This is a genomic window from Phytoactinopolyspora halotolerans (assembly GCF_010550675.1).
Lineage (GTDB): Bacteria > Actinomycetota > Actinomycetes > Jiangellales > Jiangellaceae > Phytoactinopolyspora > Phytoactinopolyspora halotolerans.
Genome location: NZ_JAAGOA010000001.1, coordinates 199,984 through 215,551, shown reverse-complemented (window position 1 = coordinate 215,551; position 15,568 = coordinate 199,984). Strand labels below are relative to the sequence as shown.

Annotated in this window: 13 protein-coding genes and 1 tRNA gene; 8 read left to right on the top strand and 6 right to left on the bottom strand. The window is 66.6% G+C overall.

The features are described 5' to 3' along the window. Positions 1 to 2: 2 nt before the first annotated feature. The 5 genes from G1H10_RS00945 to G1H10_RS00925 all read right to left on the bottom strand — a co-directional run bounded on the left by G1H10_RS00945 (position 3) and on the right by G1H10_RS00925 (position 4,808). Complete coding sequence (locus G1H10_RS00945) at positions 3 to 806, bottom strand: SDR family NAD(P)-dependent oxidoreductase (RefSeq protein WP_163731330.1); 804 nt, start codon at positions 804 to 806, stop codon at positions 3 to 5. Positions 807 to 848: 42 nt separating this feature from the next. Further along, positions 849 to 1,664 carry a carbohydrate ABC transporter permease gene (locus G1H10_RS00940; RefSeq protein WP_163731327.1) on the bottom strand — a complete coding sequence of 272 codons (816 nt, stop codon included), beginning with the start codon at positions 1,662 to 1,664 and terminating at the stop codon, positions 849 to 851. Positions 1,665 to 1,676: 12 nt separating this feature from the next. Further along, complete coding sequence (locus G1H10_RS32655; RefSeq protein WP_376778537.1) at positions 1,677 to 2,498, bottom strand: carbohydrate ABC transporter permease; 822 nt, start codon at positions 2,496 to 2,498, stop codon at positions 1,677 to 1,679. A gap of 107 nt (positions 2,499 to 2,605) precedes the next feature. Further along, complete coding sequence (locus G1H10_RS00930) at positions 2,606 to 3,910, bottom strand: ABC transporter substrate-binding protein (protein ID WP_163731325.1); 1,305 nt, start codon at positions 3,908 to 3,910, stop codon at positions 2,606 to 2,608. Positions 3,911 to 4,088: 178 nt separating this feature from the next. Then, positions 4,089 to 4,808 (bottom strand): FadR/GntR family transcriptional regulator, encoded by a 720-nt coding sequence (locus G1H10_RS00925; protein WP_163731322.1) that lies wholly within the window; start codon positions 4,806 to 4,808, stop codon positions 4,089 to 4,091. 259 nt (positions 4,809 to 5,067) lie between these two features. On the opposite strand from G1H10_RS00925, the gene G1H10_RS00920 reads away from it, so the two are divergent. Next, positions 5,068 to 6,051 carry an ATP-binding cassette domain-containing protein gene (locus G1H10_RS00920; RefSeq protein WP_163731317.1) on the top strand — a complete coding sequence of 328 codons (984 nt, stop codon included), beginning with the start codon at positions 5,068 to 5,070 and terminating at the stop codon, positions 6,049 to 6,051. Continuing rightward, positions 6,051 to 6,905 carry an ABC transporter permease gene (locus G1H10_RS00915; RefSeq protein ID WP_163731315.1) on the top strand — a complete coding sequence of 285 codons (855 nt, stop codon included), beginning with the start codon at positions 6,051 to 6,053 and terminating at the stop codon, positions 6,903 to 6,905. The genes G1H10_RS00920 and G1H10_RS00915 overlap by 1 nt, the downstream gene beginning before the upstream one ends. Positions 6,906 to 7,444: 539 nt before the next feature. Here the strand turns inward: G1H10_RS00915 and G1H10_RS00910 are convergent. After that, positions 7,445 to 7,528 (bottom strand) — tRNA-Leu (locus G1H10_RS00910). Between the two features lie 204 nt (positions 7,529 to 7,732). Here G1H10_RS00910 and G1H10_RS00905 point away from each other — a divergent pair. The 6 genes from G1H10_RS00905 (at position 7,733) to pknB (ending at position 15,487) form a co-directional block, all read left to right on the top strand. Then, entirely contained in the window at positions 7,733 to 8,443 is a 711-nt protein-coding gene (locus tag G1H10_RS00905) for an FHA domain-containing protein (RefSeq protein WP_163731312.1), read from the top strand. A 3-nt stretch (positions 8,444 to 8,446) separates the two neighbouring features. Continuing rightward, the gene (locus G1H10_RS00900; protein ID WP_163731309.1) at positions 8,447 to 8,914 is read left to right on the top strand and encodes an FHA domain-containing protein FhaB/FipA; all 468 of its coding nucleotides are present in this window, start codon (positions 8,447 to 8,449) and stop codon (positions 8,912 to 8,914) included. 7 nt (positions 8,915 to 8,921) lie between these two features. Continuing rightward, entirely contained in the window at positions 8,922 to 10,538 is a 1,617-nt protein-coding gene (locus tag G1H10_RS00895; protein ID WP_163731306.1) for a PP2C family protein-serine/threonine phosphatase, read from the top strand. Next, positions 10,539 to 11,927: an FtsW/RodA/SpoVE family cell cycle protein gene (locus G1H10_RS00890; protein ID WP_216852761.1), complete on the top strand. Its 1,389-nt coding sequence runs from the start codon at positions 10,539 to 10,541 to the stop codon at positions 11,925 to 11,927. Beyond that, a complete protein-coding gene (locus G1H10_RS00885) occupies positions 11,924 to 13,390 on the top strand; it encodes a peptidoglycan D,D-transpeptidase FtsI family protein (protein ID WP_163731303.1) in 1,467 nt (488 codons plus the stop codon). The genes G1H10_RS00890 and G1H10_RS00885 overlap by 4 nt, the downstream gene beginning before the upstream one ends. 123 nt (positions 13,391 to 13,513) lie before the next feature. Continuing rightward, positions 13,514 to 15,487: a Stk1 family PASTA domain-containing Ser/Thr kinase gene (gene pknB / locus G1H10_RS00880; RefSeq protein ID WP_163731300.1), complete on the top strand. Its 1,974-nt coding sequence runs from the start codon at positions 13,514 to 13,516 to the stop codon at positions 15,485 to 15,487. Positions 15,488 to 15,568: the final 81 nt, after the last annotated feature.

Sequence of the window (15,568 nt, the reverse complement as noted above, 5' to 3'; positions counted from 1 at the left end):
CCCTACTGCGGCAACGCGACGCTGAGCGCCGCCGTCAAGCCGCCGTCGACCCGCAGTTCGGTGCCGGTGACGAAACCGGCCTCAGGTCCGGCGAGATAGGCGATCGCCTGCGCCACCTCGGCGGATGTGGCGACCCGGCCGATCGGGTGTGACCGGCCCCAGTCGGCGACAAGCTGATCCGGTGAGCGGCCGTCGTCCGCGAATCGCTCCGCCGCCCAGCGGAGCATCGGCGTATCCACCGAGCCAGGGCAGACGGTATTCACCCGGATGCCCTCCGCCGCGTGATCCACAGCCATCGCCTTGACGAGCGCCACCAGCGCTCCCTTGCTCGCGGCATACGCGGCGACACCACTCTGCACGGCGAACGCCTGCACGGACGCGACGACCACGATCGCACCGCCGCCACGACGGCGCAGCAGCGGCACGAACTCGCGGCACGCCGCGAAGACGCCACGGACGTTGACGTCCATGACCTCGTCGTAGAGCTCCTTGCTGGTCTGGTCGACGGTGCCGTACCGCTGCACGCCGGCCGCGCAGACCAGCACATCCGCACCCCCGTGCCGACCGGCGATCCGCTCCGCGACCGCCGCCATCTGCTCGTCGTCGCTGACGTCCACCGCCTCGCTCTCCACCCGCAGTCCTTCGGCGGCCCCGGCCTGGACCAACCGCTCCAGCGCATCCGCGTTCCGATCCAGCGCGACCACCGTGTCGCCGCCGCGCGCCAGGTGCAGCACGGCGGCCTCTCCGATTCCGGCCGCGCCTCCGGTCACAGCCACCACGCGTCCGGTGTCATGCGTCGGGCTCATCACTCACTCCATCTACTCGTCGGGTGCCAGGTGGTCGTCTGTCTAGAACTGTCCGAGGGCGAGACCCCGGGAGAAGATTCGCTGCGTGGCGAGGAACAGCAGCACGGTGGGGATGGACACCAGCAGACCGCCCGCCAGCACCACCGGCATCGCCGAGCCGCCGTAGGTGCTCTGCAGGCTGGTCAACGCCGGCATGATCGGGCGCACGTCGTCGGACTGGCTCAGAGTCAGGCCGAGCAGCAGGTCGTTCCAGATGAAGGTCGCCTGCAGGATGAAGATCGCCACCAGGGCGCTGCCGGACATCGGCAGATAGATCCGCCAGAAGATCCGCCACGTCGTCGCGCCGTCCATCACCGCCGCCTCGAATACGTGATGGGCGATGCCGCTGAAGAAGTTCCGCATCACGAACGCGGAGAACGGCACGCTGATCACCGAGTACACCAGGATCAGCCCCAGTCTGGTGTCGTACAGACCTGCGTCGGCGTAGCCGACGAACAGCGGCATCAGGATCATCTGGATCGGGAAGACCGTTCCGCCGAAGACGAAGACGAACCACCAGAAGCCGTGCCGCAGGCGCAGCGCGACGATGGCGAATCCGACACCGGCTCCGATCAGCACGCCGATCAGCGGACCGGTGAGGCTGTAGATGGCGGTGCTCAGCACGGTCACGCTCAAGTCCGCTCGTTCCCACGCGTCTCGCATGTTGTCGAGCAACGCACCACCGAAGGCGGGCTTCCACACCTCAGCCGACGAATAGTCGGCGGGAAGCTTGGCGGCGTTCACGATCAGCAGGTACACCGGCGCCAGCCAGAGCAGGCCGAGCACACCGAGGACGATCGGCCGGATTGCCTTGGTCATCGGGGTCACCTCCTACAGTGCCTTGCGCTCGGACAGCTGCCGGCGCAGGTAGGCGATGGACGCCGTCAGCGTCACCACGGTCAGGAACACCGACACCGCGCCACCGAGGCCGTACCGGCTGTCCACGAACGTCTCCCGGTACATCGTGATCGCCAGAGTCTCCGAGGACCGGCCCGGCCCGCCCTGGGTCATCACCCAGACCACGTCGAATGTCTTCAGGCTGGCCACGATGGACAGACCGACGACGACGGTGGTCAGCGGCCGCAGCATCGGCCACAGGATGCTGCGGAACAGCCGCCAGCCGGACGCGCCGTCCACCCGCGCGGCCTCCACCGGCTCCTTCGGAATCGACTGCAGCCCGATGACGAACAGCAGCGCGTTCACCCCGGAGGCCTGCCACGCCGCGGCGAGGATCATGACGAACGTGTTCAGCGGAGCATCGAGCAACCATCGTGAGTCGGCGCCGGGCACACCGACCGTGTCGAGTGCCTGGCTCAGCGCCCCGCCGCTCTGCAGGATGAAGCTCCAGATGACGCCGACGGCGACGCCGGAGATCGCGTACGGGATGAGGAACGGAAGCCGGAACCACGCCCCGAACCGCATGTTGTATGTCAACACGGCGATCAGCAGGCCGAATCCGACCGGAACGATGATCGTGCCGGCCACCCACAGCGCGGTGTTCCGCAGCGAGGTCAGCAGTGCCGGGTCGGAGAACATGGCCTGGTAGTTGTCCAACCCGGCCCACTCCGGGGAGCCGAGTCCGTTGTACCTGGTGAAGCTGAGGAACGTCGTCCACAGGAACGGCAGATACAGCAGGACCGCGACGATCAGCACGCCAGGGGCGGTGAAGCCCCACGCCGACCACCGGTACGGGCGCGGCCCGCCGGAGCCGGACCCGCGTCCGGTTCCGGCGGGTGCCTCCTGCTGGGCGAACGTCGCTGTCACTGGTTGGCCCAGTGCGCTTCCGCTTCGGCCTGGATCGCCTCCAGGTGCGGCATCGGATCACCCGGATTCGTCACGAATGCGCCGAACTCGTCGAGGGCGACGGTCAGCACCGATGGCGGCGTGGCCTCGAAGTACCGCTCGATCAATCGGACGTCGTCACTGCCGGCCTGCTCGCCCAGGTCGGCCAGGCGTTCGTCGTTGACCTCGGCGCCCGGGTTGAACGAGACGTCGCCGCGGGCGTCCGCCCAGGCAGACTGCGCGTCGGCGGTGACCCACCAGTCGAAGTAGTTCAAGGCCTCCGCTCGATCGTCGGCTTCCTCCGCGGCACAGAGCGGCCCGGACTCCACGATCAGCGACGTCTGCTCCAGGGACGGGTCGACGTTCGGGATCACGAACAGGTCGTAGTCCTCGCCGGAGACCATCCCGAGTTCGTTCAGCGCGCCGGTGAAGAAGGTTCCGAAGTTCAGCATCGCGACGTCGCCGTTGTTCAGCAGCACCTGCGGGTCGTCCGCGGCGCCGGGATCGCTGAAGTATCCCGCCTCCATCATCTCCCGCCACTGCTCCATGGCCGCCACCACGCCGGGGTCGGTGTAGCTCGCCTCGCCGGTGGCCAGTGCCTCGTACAGGTCGGGATCCGACCCGGCGAGCAGCGTCTGGAACCAGACGAACGAGAACAGGATGTTCGTCTGATAGAAGGCCGGAACCCCCTCGGCAGCGAGGGTATCGGCGATGTTGATCAGGTCGTCCCAGGTCTGCGGCGGCTGCAGGCCGTGCTCGTCGAAGACGTGCGTGTTGTAGTACATGACCCAGTAGGACACGTGCAGCGGAACGCAGTACTGCTCGCCGTCGTAGGTGTAGTACTGCTCGAGGTCGGCCGGGATGTCGCCGTTGCTGATCGCCTCGGACCATATCTCACTGGTCGGCGCCACGAGACCCTCGTCTACCAGCTCGCCCAGTTTGTCGCCGGTGTGCCAGGTGAACAGGGTCGGCTTCTCATCGGTGCGGAAGGACTGCTTGATGAACGCGGTGTACGCGTCCGAGTCGGAGTACCCGGTGAAGTCGAGATCGAAGCCGATCTCATCCTCGGACACCTCGCTGACGCGATCGAACTGGGGCTCCCAAGCGGCCTTGTCGGTGTAGAAGCTGAGCGTCCCGCTCGACTCCACCGATTCCTCGCCGCCGCCGGCTCCGCCCCCACCGCTGGTGTTGTCGCCGTCGTCGTCACTGTCGTCGCCACACGCTGTGAGCAGCAGCGCGCCGGCAGCCACCGATGCGATCGCGAACTTTGTGCTGGTTTTCATGACACCACCTCGTTGTGTGTTGACGTCTGTGGTTATGGGTCGTCGCGGCCGGTCCGCGACCGCCGGGCCGAGCCTCGATGTGTCGGCGCGGCACCGAACCCGGAACGCAACCGACCGCCGTCCGACGCCGCGGGCACGCCGGTTGCGCGGGTCGTGCGCGTAGGTGCCTAGTCGCGCCCTAGTCGGATAAGCGCCGCCGGACAATCTGGATGACGTTGTCCAGGTGCTCCGCCATGGCCCGTCGAGCGGCCTGAGCGTCGCCCTCTTCGATGAGCTCGGTGATCTGCCGATGCTCGGTGAAGTCACGTTCCTGATCTCCGTGCAGGCGAAGGATCTCGAGTTGCTCCTCCGCATGGACGAAGACAATGGAGTCGATCACCTCGGCGAGGATGGTGTTTCCACCTGCCGCCGCGATCGCCCGGTGAAAGTTGAGATTGACCAGCCAGAGTTGCTCGTCACCCTCGGCGATGCACCGCTGCGCCTCATCGAGGGTGCTGCGCATCGACCCGACGCCCCGTGGATCCCGGACGGTGGCGGCCAGCGCGGCGATCGGCGGCTCGATCTGCAGCCGCGCTTCCAGCAGCTCGATGAGTACGCCGCCGGTCGGCTTCGGCGACAGCGGGTTGGGCAGCACCATCCGCCGGACGTTGTCTCCCACGTACACGCCGGACCCGTGCCGGAGGAGCACACCGCCCATAGCCTCCAGCCGGCGCAGCGCCTCGCGCATGGTGGGCACGGCGACCTGAAAGCGTTCCGCCAGGGCTTTGACCGAGTCCAGCTGGTCACCGGGCTGCAACGACTCTCGGTGGATCATCGCCGCGACCGCCGTGGCCAGGTCGTTCGACAGATTGCGGCGCTCCGGCTGACCGGGACCGAAAGTCGTTTCGGACGGATACATATAGTGATCTAATCACCTGACGTATCCGCCGTCGAGGCCTGTAACCAAACCGAGACGCTGCCGACCCCGTCGCGCCCTGCCCGCAGACGTTGACCGGCTGCGGGACGGGGAGCAGCATTCAGGGAGGGGGAAGAAGGCTGACCCCCGCGGCGGCCGATGACTTTCCGCCGCGAATCGTGTCTACCCGGCGAGTGATGTTCCGTGCCTGGCGGGACGCGCGCACATAGCTACGCACGAGACGGTCATTCAAGGAGGAACGGTGCCAGAGTCAAGCAGCGATCTCGCGGTCGAAACCTCGGGGCTGGTCAAACATTTCGGCGAGACCCGAGCCGTAGACGGCGTCGACCTCCGCATCGCCACCGGCACGGTCTTCGGCGTTCTGGGACCGAACGGAGCCGGCAAGACCACGACTGTACGGATGCTGGCCACGTTGCTGCTTCCGGATGCCGGCACGGCACGAGTGCTAGGACACGACGTCGTGGCCGAAGCAGACGCCGTGCGCAGCCGGGTCAGCCTCACCGGTCAGTACGCCTCGGTCGACGAGGACCTGACCGGTCTGGAGAACCTCATCCTGCTGGCACGGCTGATCGGGTTCTCCAAGGCGGGCTCGCGGGCGCGGGCAACCGAACTGCTCACCGCCTTCGGCCTGGAAGACGCCGCCGACCGCCAGGTCAAGAAATATTCCGGGGGCATGCGGCGGCGGATCGATATCGCAGCGAGCATCCTCGCGACACCAGACGTGCTCTTTCTGGACGAGCCGACCACCGGGCTGGACCCGCGCAGCCGCAACCAGGTGTGGGACATCATCCGGGTGCTGGTAGCCGGTGGCACGACCGTCGTGCTGACGACGCAGTACCTGGACGAGGCCGACCAGCTCGCCGACAGGATCGCGGTCATCGACCGCGGCACGGTGATCGCCGAGGGCACGAGCGGTGAACTGAAGGCATCCGTGGGCTCCGGCGCTGTCCATATCCGGCTACGCGATGCCGCACAACGGCCCGAAGCCGAGCGTCTGCTGACTCAGCGGTTGGGAAGCGACGTCTATCTGGAACATGACCCGGTGGCGCTCACGGCCCGCTCCGACGACGCAGGACGCGTCTCGGCGGCGATCTCCGACCTCGCCGCGTCCGGCATCACGGTTGCCGAGTTCTCACTCGGGCAGCCGAGCCTGGACGAAGTGTTCCTGGCGCTCACCGGCCATCCCGCCGAAGACCACGACGATGAGACCGAGGAAGCCGCATAATGTCCACCGATTCGACCTCGACCCGCCCGGCGACCCGAACGTCGGCGATCGACGAACACCTCCTGGCGGCACTGGCCACCAGAGAGCGCCCGGTCCGGCCGAACCCGGCCCGGGTCTCGCTGACGTTCGGCTGGCGGGCGCTGCTGAAGATCAAACACGTTCCTGAGCAGCTGTTCGACGTCACGATGTTCCCGATCATGTTCACCCTGATGTTCACCTACCTGTTCGGGGGTGCGCTGGCCGGTTCGCCGCGCGAGTACATCCAGGACCTGCTGCCCGGGATTCTGGTGCTCACGGTGGCGATGATCACCATGTACACCGGCCTGGGGATCAACAAAGACATCAACAAGGGCGTCTTCGACCGGTTCCGGTCGCTGCCGATCTGGCGGCCCGCCGTGCTGGTCGGTGCGCTGTTCGGGGATGTGCTGCGCTACACCCTGGCGTCGCTGATCGTCATCGGCCTGGGACTGCTGATCGGTTTCCGGCCGGACGGGGGAGCGCTGGGCGTCATCGCGGCCGTGGCGCTGCTGCTGGTCTTCGCGTTCAGCCTGTCGTGGGTCTGGACGGCGCTGGGCTTCCTCATGCGCACGGAGGAGTCGCTGATGGCGGTGAGCATGATGATTCTGTTCCCGCTGACATTCATCAGCAACGTCTTCGTCGATCCGGCGACGATGCCCGGTTGGCTGCAGGCCTTCGTCGACGTCAATCCGATCACACACCTATCCTCCGCGTCGCGGGGCCTGATGCACGGTGACGTGGACGCGTCCCAGGTCGGGTGGGTCCTGATCGCGTGTGTCGTCTTCATCGCCGTCTTCGGGCCACTGACGATGCGCCTGTTCCGCCGGAAGCAGTGACGGCGCGGCACAGAGCTCCCACGCGGACCTCATCCGAATCGCGCCACCCCGCTTCAGGTGGCACGACAGACCACACAGTCTGGCGAACACCGGTCTACAGTCACACAACAGTGATGACGGCGGTGGGTTCAGACCACGTGGTCTGCTGGCCCGGCAGTCCTGCTTCACACGACCATTCCCACGACCGGCTCGTGCGGGCGGTCGTGGGAATAGCAGCCGCCCAAGACAGGGTTGTGCGCGCGGTCGTGTGATTCACGCCCGCTGAACTCCGGGTTTCTGCGGCCGTGCGACCCGTCGTGCGCAGAATGACCGCGTAGAGCGGCCAGAACGACCACGACCGGGCACACGACGCCGCGAACTGGCCGGAACTCACACAGCTGAGCACACGACACGGCCGGTCCCAGGGTCGACTGGCCCGAGCCGCAGCCGTCATGCACCCCCACGCCGGGGCGGGGGCCGCTAACTCCGGGCGGTGACCCCCACACAGAATGAAACGGACCCTGCTGACGCTTCATCAGCAGGGTCCGTCCTCCTTCGAGTGCGCGAGGGGGGAGTTGAACCCCCACGTCCTTTCGGACACACGGACCTGAACCGTGCGCGTCTGCCTATTCCGCCACCCGCGCGCGCTGCAACCGACCATAACCTGTCAGGGCGGGCTGCGGCAAAAAGCTTAACACGTACCCGCCGGTCAGCGAATCTCAGCCGAAGGCTCACAATAGGTCTGGTGCGCACGTGAGTGGCGCCTCGGCGGGAACAATCCGGTCACCCGTCGCTACCATCGTGGCACAAGAGACGTCGTTGACGCTCGTGAGGGGAAGGAGGTGGCCATGGGCGTACTTCAGAAGTTCGAGCGACGGCTGGAGAGCCTCGTCCAGGGTGCGTTCACGAAAGCGTTCCGGTCAGAGGTTCAGCCGGTGGAGATCGCCGCTGCGATCCAGCGTGAGCTCGACAACAACGCCCAGATCGTCACCCGGCAACGGTCCCTGGTGCCCAATGCCTTCATCATCGACCTGGGCCCCAGCGACCATGACCGTCTCGGTCCGTACACCGAGACCCTGTCGAACGAGCTCGTCGATATGGCCAAGGAACACGCCGAGCTGCAGCACTACGCGTTTACGGGGCCGGTGTCGGTGGCCTTTGAGCGCCACGAGGACCTCCGCACCGGTGACTTCCGCGTGCGCAGCCAGGTTCGCGCTGGCGTGGACCGGGCGCCGCAGTATGCGCCGCCACAGGCGCCACAGGCGCAGAGCGCCGGCTACCTGGTCATCAACGGCACCCAGCATCCGTTGGTCCCGCCGGGCGTGGTGATCGGGCGTGGCAGCGAGAGCGACATCCGGATCGACGATCCCGGTATCTCCAGGCGTCACGTGGAGATCCGTGTCTACCAGAACGGCCCGGATTTCCAGTTGGTCGCCGTTGATCTAGGCTCCACAAACGGTACGGTGATCGATGGTGCCCGCGTGCCGCAGGCCACAGTCACCGATGGTTCCCAGATCACACTTGGATCGACCGTTGTTTATGTGCACAGATGGAGGTGAGGGGTGTCTGAGCTAACCCTGACGGTTATCAGGCTCGGCTTCCTCGCCGTACTCTGGCTCCTTGTGCTCTCGGTCACGTCAGCGATGCGGGCGGACCTGTTCGGCGTTAGACCACCGAAGCCGCCGAAACAGTCCCGCGCCGCAGCTCGTCAGTCGAAACAGCCGAAGGCGGGCAAGGGCCTGCCCTCCAGGGTCGTCATCGTCGAAGGTCCAGACACGGGTCGCTCCGTCCCTCTGCACGGAGCGCCGGTCACCTTCGGCAGGGGCGACGACTGCACGCTTCCCCTGGCCGATGAGTACATCTCCACGCAGCACGCTCGCCTGAGGTTCCACGAGGGACAGTGGTACGTGGAAGACCTCGGGTCGACGAACGGCACTTACGTCGGCCACGAGCGGCTCACCCGCAGCACGCCGGTCAACGTCAAGAGCAGGTTCCGCCTCGGCAAGACCGTAGTAGAGCTGCGGAAGTAGGCTGGCGATGCCGTTGATGTTGCGCTACGTTGCCCGCTCCGATGTCGGACTGATCCGGGAGGGCAACGAGGACTCCGGGTATGCCGGTCCGCGACTTCTGGCAGTCGCCGACGGCATGGGCGGCCACGCGGCCGGCGAGGTCGCGAGCCAGGCCGCCATTGAAGAGCTCATCGCGGTTGAGGACACGCTCGACGACGACGATCCGCGGGCCGCGCTCAGTTCTGCGATTCAAGCCGCGAACAACCGTATCCGGCAGCTCATCGCGGACGATCCGGCCCGGGAGGGCATGGGGACGACCGTCACCGCATTGCTGTGGACAGGTTCCGCACTGTGCATGGGTCACATCGGCGACTCCCGCGCGTATCTCCTGCGCGACGGCGCCATCACGCAACTCTCCCACGATCACACCTTCGTGCAGTCGCTCGTCGACGAGGGCCGCATCTCGCTCGAGGAAGCGGGCGTCCATCCCGCCAGGTCACTCATTCTCAAGGCGCTCCAAGGGCAGGGGCCGGTCGAACCTGACCTCGAGATGATCGACATCGTGCCGGGGGACCGGCTTCTGGTCTGCAGCGACGGGCTCTCCGGTGTGGTCTCCGACGACACGCTGGCCGAAACCCTGGCGTCGGTGGATCAGCTGGATGCCGCCGCAGATGAGCTCATCCGGCTCGCCTTGTCCGGGGGTGCGCCGGACAACGTCACGCTGATCGTCGCCGACGTGGTCGAGACAGCGATCGCCCCGTCACCCGACGACACCGCGGAGTCGTACCTGGTCGGAGCCGCCGCGGGCGACCACGCTCCGCAACCGGAACGTCCACACCGCCGCCGCCCCGCCGCCGCGCTTCGCGTTCTGCTCGGCGGCGAGGAGAAGCCGGCCGACCCGGAGGAACTCGAGGCTCTGCGGTACGCACCACGGCCGCCACGGAAGTATCGCTGGGTCCGGCCCGTGGTGCTCCTGCTGATCGTCGCTCTGGCCGCGTGGGGCGGCCTGGCGCTGGCGAACGACTGGGTGCGGTCGCAGTACTACGTCGGGCAGAACTCGGGTGAGGTCGCCATCTTCCAAGGTGTCAGCCAGGAGATCGGGTTCATCAGCCTGTCCAGGCTGCACGAGATTCCCGACGGCCTGCCCGTTGACGCACTGCCTGGCATCTATCAAGACCAGGTCGAAGGGACAATCACCGCGGACAGCATCGAGGACGCCAAGGAGATCGTCTCGACGTTGCGCCGGCAGGCGTGCCGGGCCGCCGGCGCGCTGGAGCCCGAGCCCGATCCGGATCCGACCGACACGCCGGACCCGACCGACAGGCCGGATCCCACCGGCACGCCGGATCCCACCGGAAGCCCGAACCCGGGCGCCAGTCGGAGCCCGAATGCCGCGAACCCTGGCCCCACAGCCACACAGAGTCCGAACACGAACACCGACGCGGCCGGGACCGGAGCGGCAGCAGGCACTCCTGCGCCGACTGGGACCCAGAATGACAACCCGCGACGCGGCCAGCCATCCGGCACGGTGGAGCCGAACCCGAACACCAGCACGCCCGCCGGTGAAACCGATACGGACGATTCCACGTCAGAAGACGGATGGGTCTCGACCGATGGTCGTCTGGATTGCACGGGGGTACGCTGAGTGAGCCTGAATCAGCGCCTGCCGCGGAGCGAGGCCACCGATGATGAGGCGGTGGTGCCGCGCCGGGGCCGCGGCACCGAGTTGCTGCTACTGATCTTCGCGGTCGGTATCTCTACCTTCGCCTACGTCAACGTCGATCTCGGCGCGCTCGGCGAGGTACCCGCCGACGCCATGGCGTATCTAGGCGGCTTCTTCGTCGTCTCCTGTGTCGCTCACATCGTGATCCGGATCCGAGCGCCATACGCCGATCCCGTGATTCTGCCGATCGTGGTGACGCTATGTGGACTCGGTCTGGCGATGATTCACCGCCTCGACCTGGCCGATGACTCCTCCCACGCGACGACGCAGCTCACCTGGATGCTGGTCGGCGTCGCCCTGTTCATCACCGTGCTCTTCCTGATCCGAGACCACCGGATTCTGGCACGCTATCCCTACCTCATGGGTCTCACCGGCCTGGTCTTGCTCATCCTTCCGTTGATGCCGATCATCGGGCACTCGATCCGGGGCGCCCAGATCTGGATCCGGGTCGGAGGGATGAGCTTCCAGCCCAATGAGGCCGCGAAGATCGTACTCACCATCGCTTTCGCCGGATTCCTGGTGCAGACCAGGGATGCGCTTGCGCTGGCCGGCCGACGTTTCCTCGGCGTCGACCTACCGCGCGCCCGCGACCTCGGGCCGATCCTCATCGTCTGGCTTACCGCGCTCGGGATCCTCACGGTGCAGAACGACGTGGGCCCGTCGGTGCTGCTGTTCGGTAGCTTTGTGCTGCTCATTTACATCGCCACCGAGCGGATCTCCTGGATCATCCTCGGCCTGATGCTCATCGGCTTCGGCATCTATGCCGCCTACAACGTGGTATCGCACGTGCGCCAGCGGTTCGACCTCTGGCTCGACCCATTCATCGACCCCACGGGCCAGCTCGCCCAGTCGCTGTTCGGCCTCGCCTACGGCGGGACCATCGGCACCGGGCTCGGCCAGGGCCACCCGGACATGATCCCGATCGCGGAGAGCGACTTCATCGGCGCTGCGCTGGGTGAGGAGCTGGGCCTCGCCGGATTGACCGCCATCATCCTTCTCTACGCGTTGCTGGTCTCACGTGGCCTGCGTGCCTCCCTGGTGCTGCGTGACCCGTTCGGCAAGCTGCTCGCCGCGGGTCTGGCGACCGGCCTGTTGCTTCAGGTCTTCGTCGTCCTCGGCGGCGTCACGCGACTCATCCCGATGTCCGGTCTGACCACGCCGTTCCTGGCTCTTGGCGGGTCGTCGCTGGTGATGAACTGGGTGCTCGTCGCGCTGCTGATCCGGCTCTCCGACGCTGCCCGCAGGCCGGCGCCCACGGATAAGCCCACCTTCACCGACGACGCCGTGACCCAAGTGGTGAGAGTGCCATGAACTCGCCGATCAGACGTGTCTCCGCAGGCTGCCTGCTGCTCGTGCTGGCACTGCTAGTCAATATCACCTACATTCAGGCATTCCAGGCCGACGAGCTGAACTCTCGCGGGGACAACCGACGAGTGATCATCGACGAGTACGCCCGGGAACGAGGACCGATCCTCACCCGCGACGATGAGCCGATCGCGATCTCTGAGGAAGTCGGTGGAGACTTCCAGTTCCTCCGCAACTACCCGGAGGCCACTTTGTATGCGCCGGTGACCGGCTACTACTCGTACCAGTACCAGCGCTCGGCCCTCGAGCGGGCCCAGAACGACATCCTGTCCGGCGACGACGACCGGCTGTTCGTCCGTCGTCTGATCGATCTCGTCACCGGTGAGGAGCCCAAGGGCGGTGCGGTCAAGACGACGATCGACTCGGAGGCGCAGCGCGCCGCCTACGACGGCCTGGAGGGATACAAGGGCGCCGTCGTGGCTCTGGACGTTCAGACCGGTGAGATTCTGACCATGGCCAGCACGCCGTCGTACGACCCGAATCCACTGGCCAGCCACTCGTTCAGCGAGCAGAACGAATACTGGCAGACTCTCAAGGACGACGAGGACAAGCCGGACCTGAATCGGGCGATCGCCCAGACCCTGCCGCCCGGCTCAGTATTCAAGCTGGTCACAGCCGCGGCGGCGATCGAGTCCGGGGACTACGACGCCGAGTCTGTCATTCCGGGCCCAGCCGAGTATCCGCTCCCGCTGACCGACCGTACGCTGGGCAACCAGAGCGGCCAGGCATGCGGCAGCGATGACGAAACCACGCTGACCAATGCCTTGCGGATCTCCTGCAACACCGCCTTCGCCTATCTCGGCGACGAGCTCGGTGACGACGTGCTGCGGGATCAAGCCGAACGGTTCGGCTTCAACGCGCAGCCGCTCACCGAAGACGAGATGAACGCCGCCACCAGCAGGTTCCCCGATGACCCGGATGAGCCACAGACGGTCCTCTCGGCCATCGGTCAGTACGACGTCCGGGTGACTCCGCTGCAGATCGCCATGGTCTCGGCCGCCATCGCCAACGACGGCGTGCTGATGGATCCGTACATCGTCCGGGAGGTGCTCGCCCCCGACCTCGTCTCCACCATCGAACAGACCGAACCCGAGGAACTCTCCCGTGCGGTGTCGCCGGATACCGCGCAGCAGTTGACTGAGATGATGGTCGAGGTAGTCGAGAACGGAACCGGAACGAACGCGCAGATCTCGGGGATCGAGGTCGCAGGGAAGACGGGCACCGCTCAGAGCGACCCGGATCGCCCGCCGTATGCGTGGTTCACGTCGTTCGCGCCTGCGGACGACCCGAGAGTAGCCGTCGCGGTGGTCATCGAGGAAGCACCGGACACCGCCCGCGACGACATCGGCGGCGGTGCGCTCGCCGCGCCGATCGCCAGAGCCGTGATGGAGGCGGTGTTGGGAGCATGAGAATGCGATGGGCCCGTCGTCCGTGTCTCATCTATCGAACAGATGTCACGGACCGCGCGGCGATGAGCATGCTAGTGCCGGTAGCGTTCCCGAGCGCGACGAATATGTGAGAAAGGGCCAACGATGAGCGAGCTGCAACTCCTCGGCGATCGCTATGAGCTCGGCGAGGTTATCGGCCGTGGCGGCATGGCCGAGGTACGGCGGGGGCGGGATACCCGTCTCGGCCGTATCGTCGCGCTCAAGATGCTCCGGGTGGACCACTCCACGGACGCGACGTTCCAGGCGCGGTTCCGGCGGGAGGCCCAGTCCGCGGCGTCCCTGAACCATCGCAACATCGTCGCGGTCTACGACACCGGCGAGGACATGATCGATGGCCATCGCATCCCGTACATCGTGATGGAGTACGTCGAGGGTCAGACGCTGCGCGAGATGGTCCGCGACCAGGTGCGGTTCCTGCCCGAACGGTCCATCGAGGTGCTCAGCGCCACCCTCGACGCACTCGACTACAGCCACCGCGCCGGCATCGTGCATCGGGACATCAAGCCGGGCAACATCATGATCACGACGACCGGCGAGGTCAAGGTGATGGACTTCGGGATCGCACGATCCCTGGCCGACACCGGCATGGCCCTGACCCAGACCGCCGCAGTGGTCGGCACGGCCCAGTACATCTCGCCGGAGCAGGCACGTGGCGAACAGGCCGACGCGCGCAGCGACCTGTACGCCTGCGGGTGCGTGCTGTACGAATTGCTCACCGGCCGCCCTCCGTTCATCGGCGAGTCGCTGGTGTCGGTCGCCGTCTCACACGTGCGCGAGTACGCCACGCCACCGTCCGCGCTCGACCCGTCGATCCCTCCAGAGCTGGACGCCATCGTCATGAAGGCACTGGCCAAAGGTCGGGACGAGCGCTACCAGAGTGCCTACGAGATGCGTGCCGACCTGCAGCGAGCTGCGGCCGGTCTGCCGGTGGCCGCCTACGCCGACACATCCGCCGCGACGCAGCTCATGGCCGGTGGCGCACCCGTCTACGACGAGACCCAGGTGGCCGGCGAGGACACCTTGGAAGGCGACGAGATCGACGAGGACGACGAGGCGAAGGGGGTCAGCTGGTGGGCTGTGGCACTCGGCTCCCTCGCTGTGCTGGCCATAGCCGGCCTGGTCGGTTTCCTCATCTTCCGCAACTCGGGCGGACCACCGATGGTGACCGTTCCGTCGTTGACCGGGGAGACCCGCGAGGTCGCCGAAGAGATGTTGACCGACCGAGGACTCGTTCCGGCCATCGACTCCCAGGAGACCAACGACGCGGATCAGGTCGGCACGGTGCTCAGCCAGGACCCGCCGCCGAACGAGCAACTGGAGGAGGGATCGACGGTCACCATCGCCGTCGGCGTGGAGCCGGACATGGTGATCGTCCCGTCGGTGGTCGGCCGGACTCAGGAAGAGGCCGAGGCGATGATCCAAGAGGAAGGATTGAACGTCGGCAACGTCAGCCGGGAAGACAGCGATCGTCCCGAGGGTGAGGTGCTGGAGACCGATCCCGAAGGCGGAGCATCTGTGGAACCGGATAGCACCGTGAACCTGACGGTCTCTACCGGCGTTCAGGAGATCGAGGTCCCCGGCCTGGTGGGCGAGTCGCGCGAGTCAGCAGAGGCGGAGTTGGATCGCCGCGGCCTGAACGTCCAGGTCATCACCGAGCCCGCAGATGCCCCGGAGGGCCAGGTCTTCCGGCAGAGCCCGGAAGAGGGTTCTTCGATCGACGAGGGCGGCACCGTCATCATCTGGGTTGCCGAGCAGCCGGAAGATCAAGGAGACGGCAACGAGGGCGGCGACGGGAACGGCGACGGAAACGGGAACGGCAACGGTAACGACGGCGGAGACAACGGCGGCGGCGGTGATCAAGGTGACGATACCGGCACCGACGAGGGCACCGACAACGGTGGCGGAGACGACACCGGCACCGACGAAGGCACCGACAACGGTGGCGGAGACGACACCGGCACCGACGAAGGCACCGACAACGGTGGCGGGGAAGGTGCCGACGACGGTGGAGGCGAAGGCAGCGAGTCGGATTGGAACAGCCAGACACCGACGCCCTAGCGGCGCCAGGACCGGCGTCGGGCACACATAGTGAGAAGAAACCGGGGTGGTAGCTGGATTGCCCAGCTACCACCCCGGTGT

What these genes read in the sequence shown, in the direction of transcription:
- G1H10_RS00945 (WP_163731330.1), bottom strand. Translation starts at nt 806, where the DNA reads ATGAGCCCGACGCATGACACCGGACGCGTGGTGGCTGTGACCGGAGGC.
- G1H10_RS00940 (WP_163731327.1), bottom strand. Translation starts at nt 1,664, where the DNA reads ATGACCAAGGCAATCCGGCCGATCGTCCTCGGTGTGCTCGGCCTGCTC.
- G1H10_RS00930 (WP_163731325.1), bottom strand. Translation starts at nt 3,910, where the DNA reads ATGAAAACCAGCACAAAGTTCGCGATCGCATCGGTGGCTGCCGGCGCG.
- G1H10_RS00925 (WP_163731322.1), bottom strand. Translation starts at nt 4,808, where the DNA reads ATGTATCCGTCCGAAACGACTTTCGGTCCCGGTCAGCCGGAGCGCCGC.
- G1H10_RS00915 (WP_163731315.1), top strand. Translation starts at nt 6,051, where the DNA reads ATGTCCACCGATTCGACCTCGACCCGCCCGGCGACCCGAACGTCGGCG.
- G1H10_RS00905 (WP_163731312.1), top strand. Translation starts at nt 7,733, where the DNA reads ATGGGCGTACTTCAGAAGTTCGAGCGACGGCTGGAGAGCCTCGTCCAG.
- G1H10_RS00895 (WP_163731306.1), top strand. Translation starts at nt 8,922, where the DNA reads ATGCCGTTGATGTTGCGCTACGTTGCCCGCTCCGATGTCGGACTGATC.
- G1H10_RS00885 (WP_163731303.1), top strand. Translation starts at nt 11,924, where the DNA reads ATGAACTCGCCGATCAGACGTGTCTCCGCAGGCTGCCTGCTGCTCGTG.
- pknB (WP_163731300.1), top strand. Translation starts at nt 13,514, where the DNA reads ATGAGCGAGCTGCAACTCCTCGGCGATCGCTATGAGCTCGGCGAGGTT.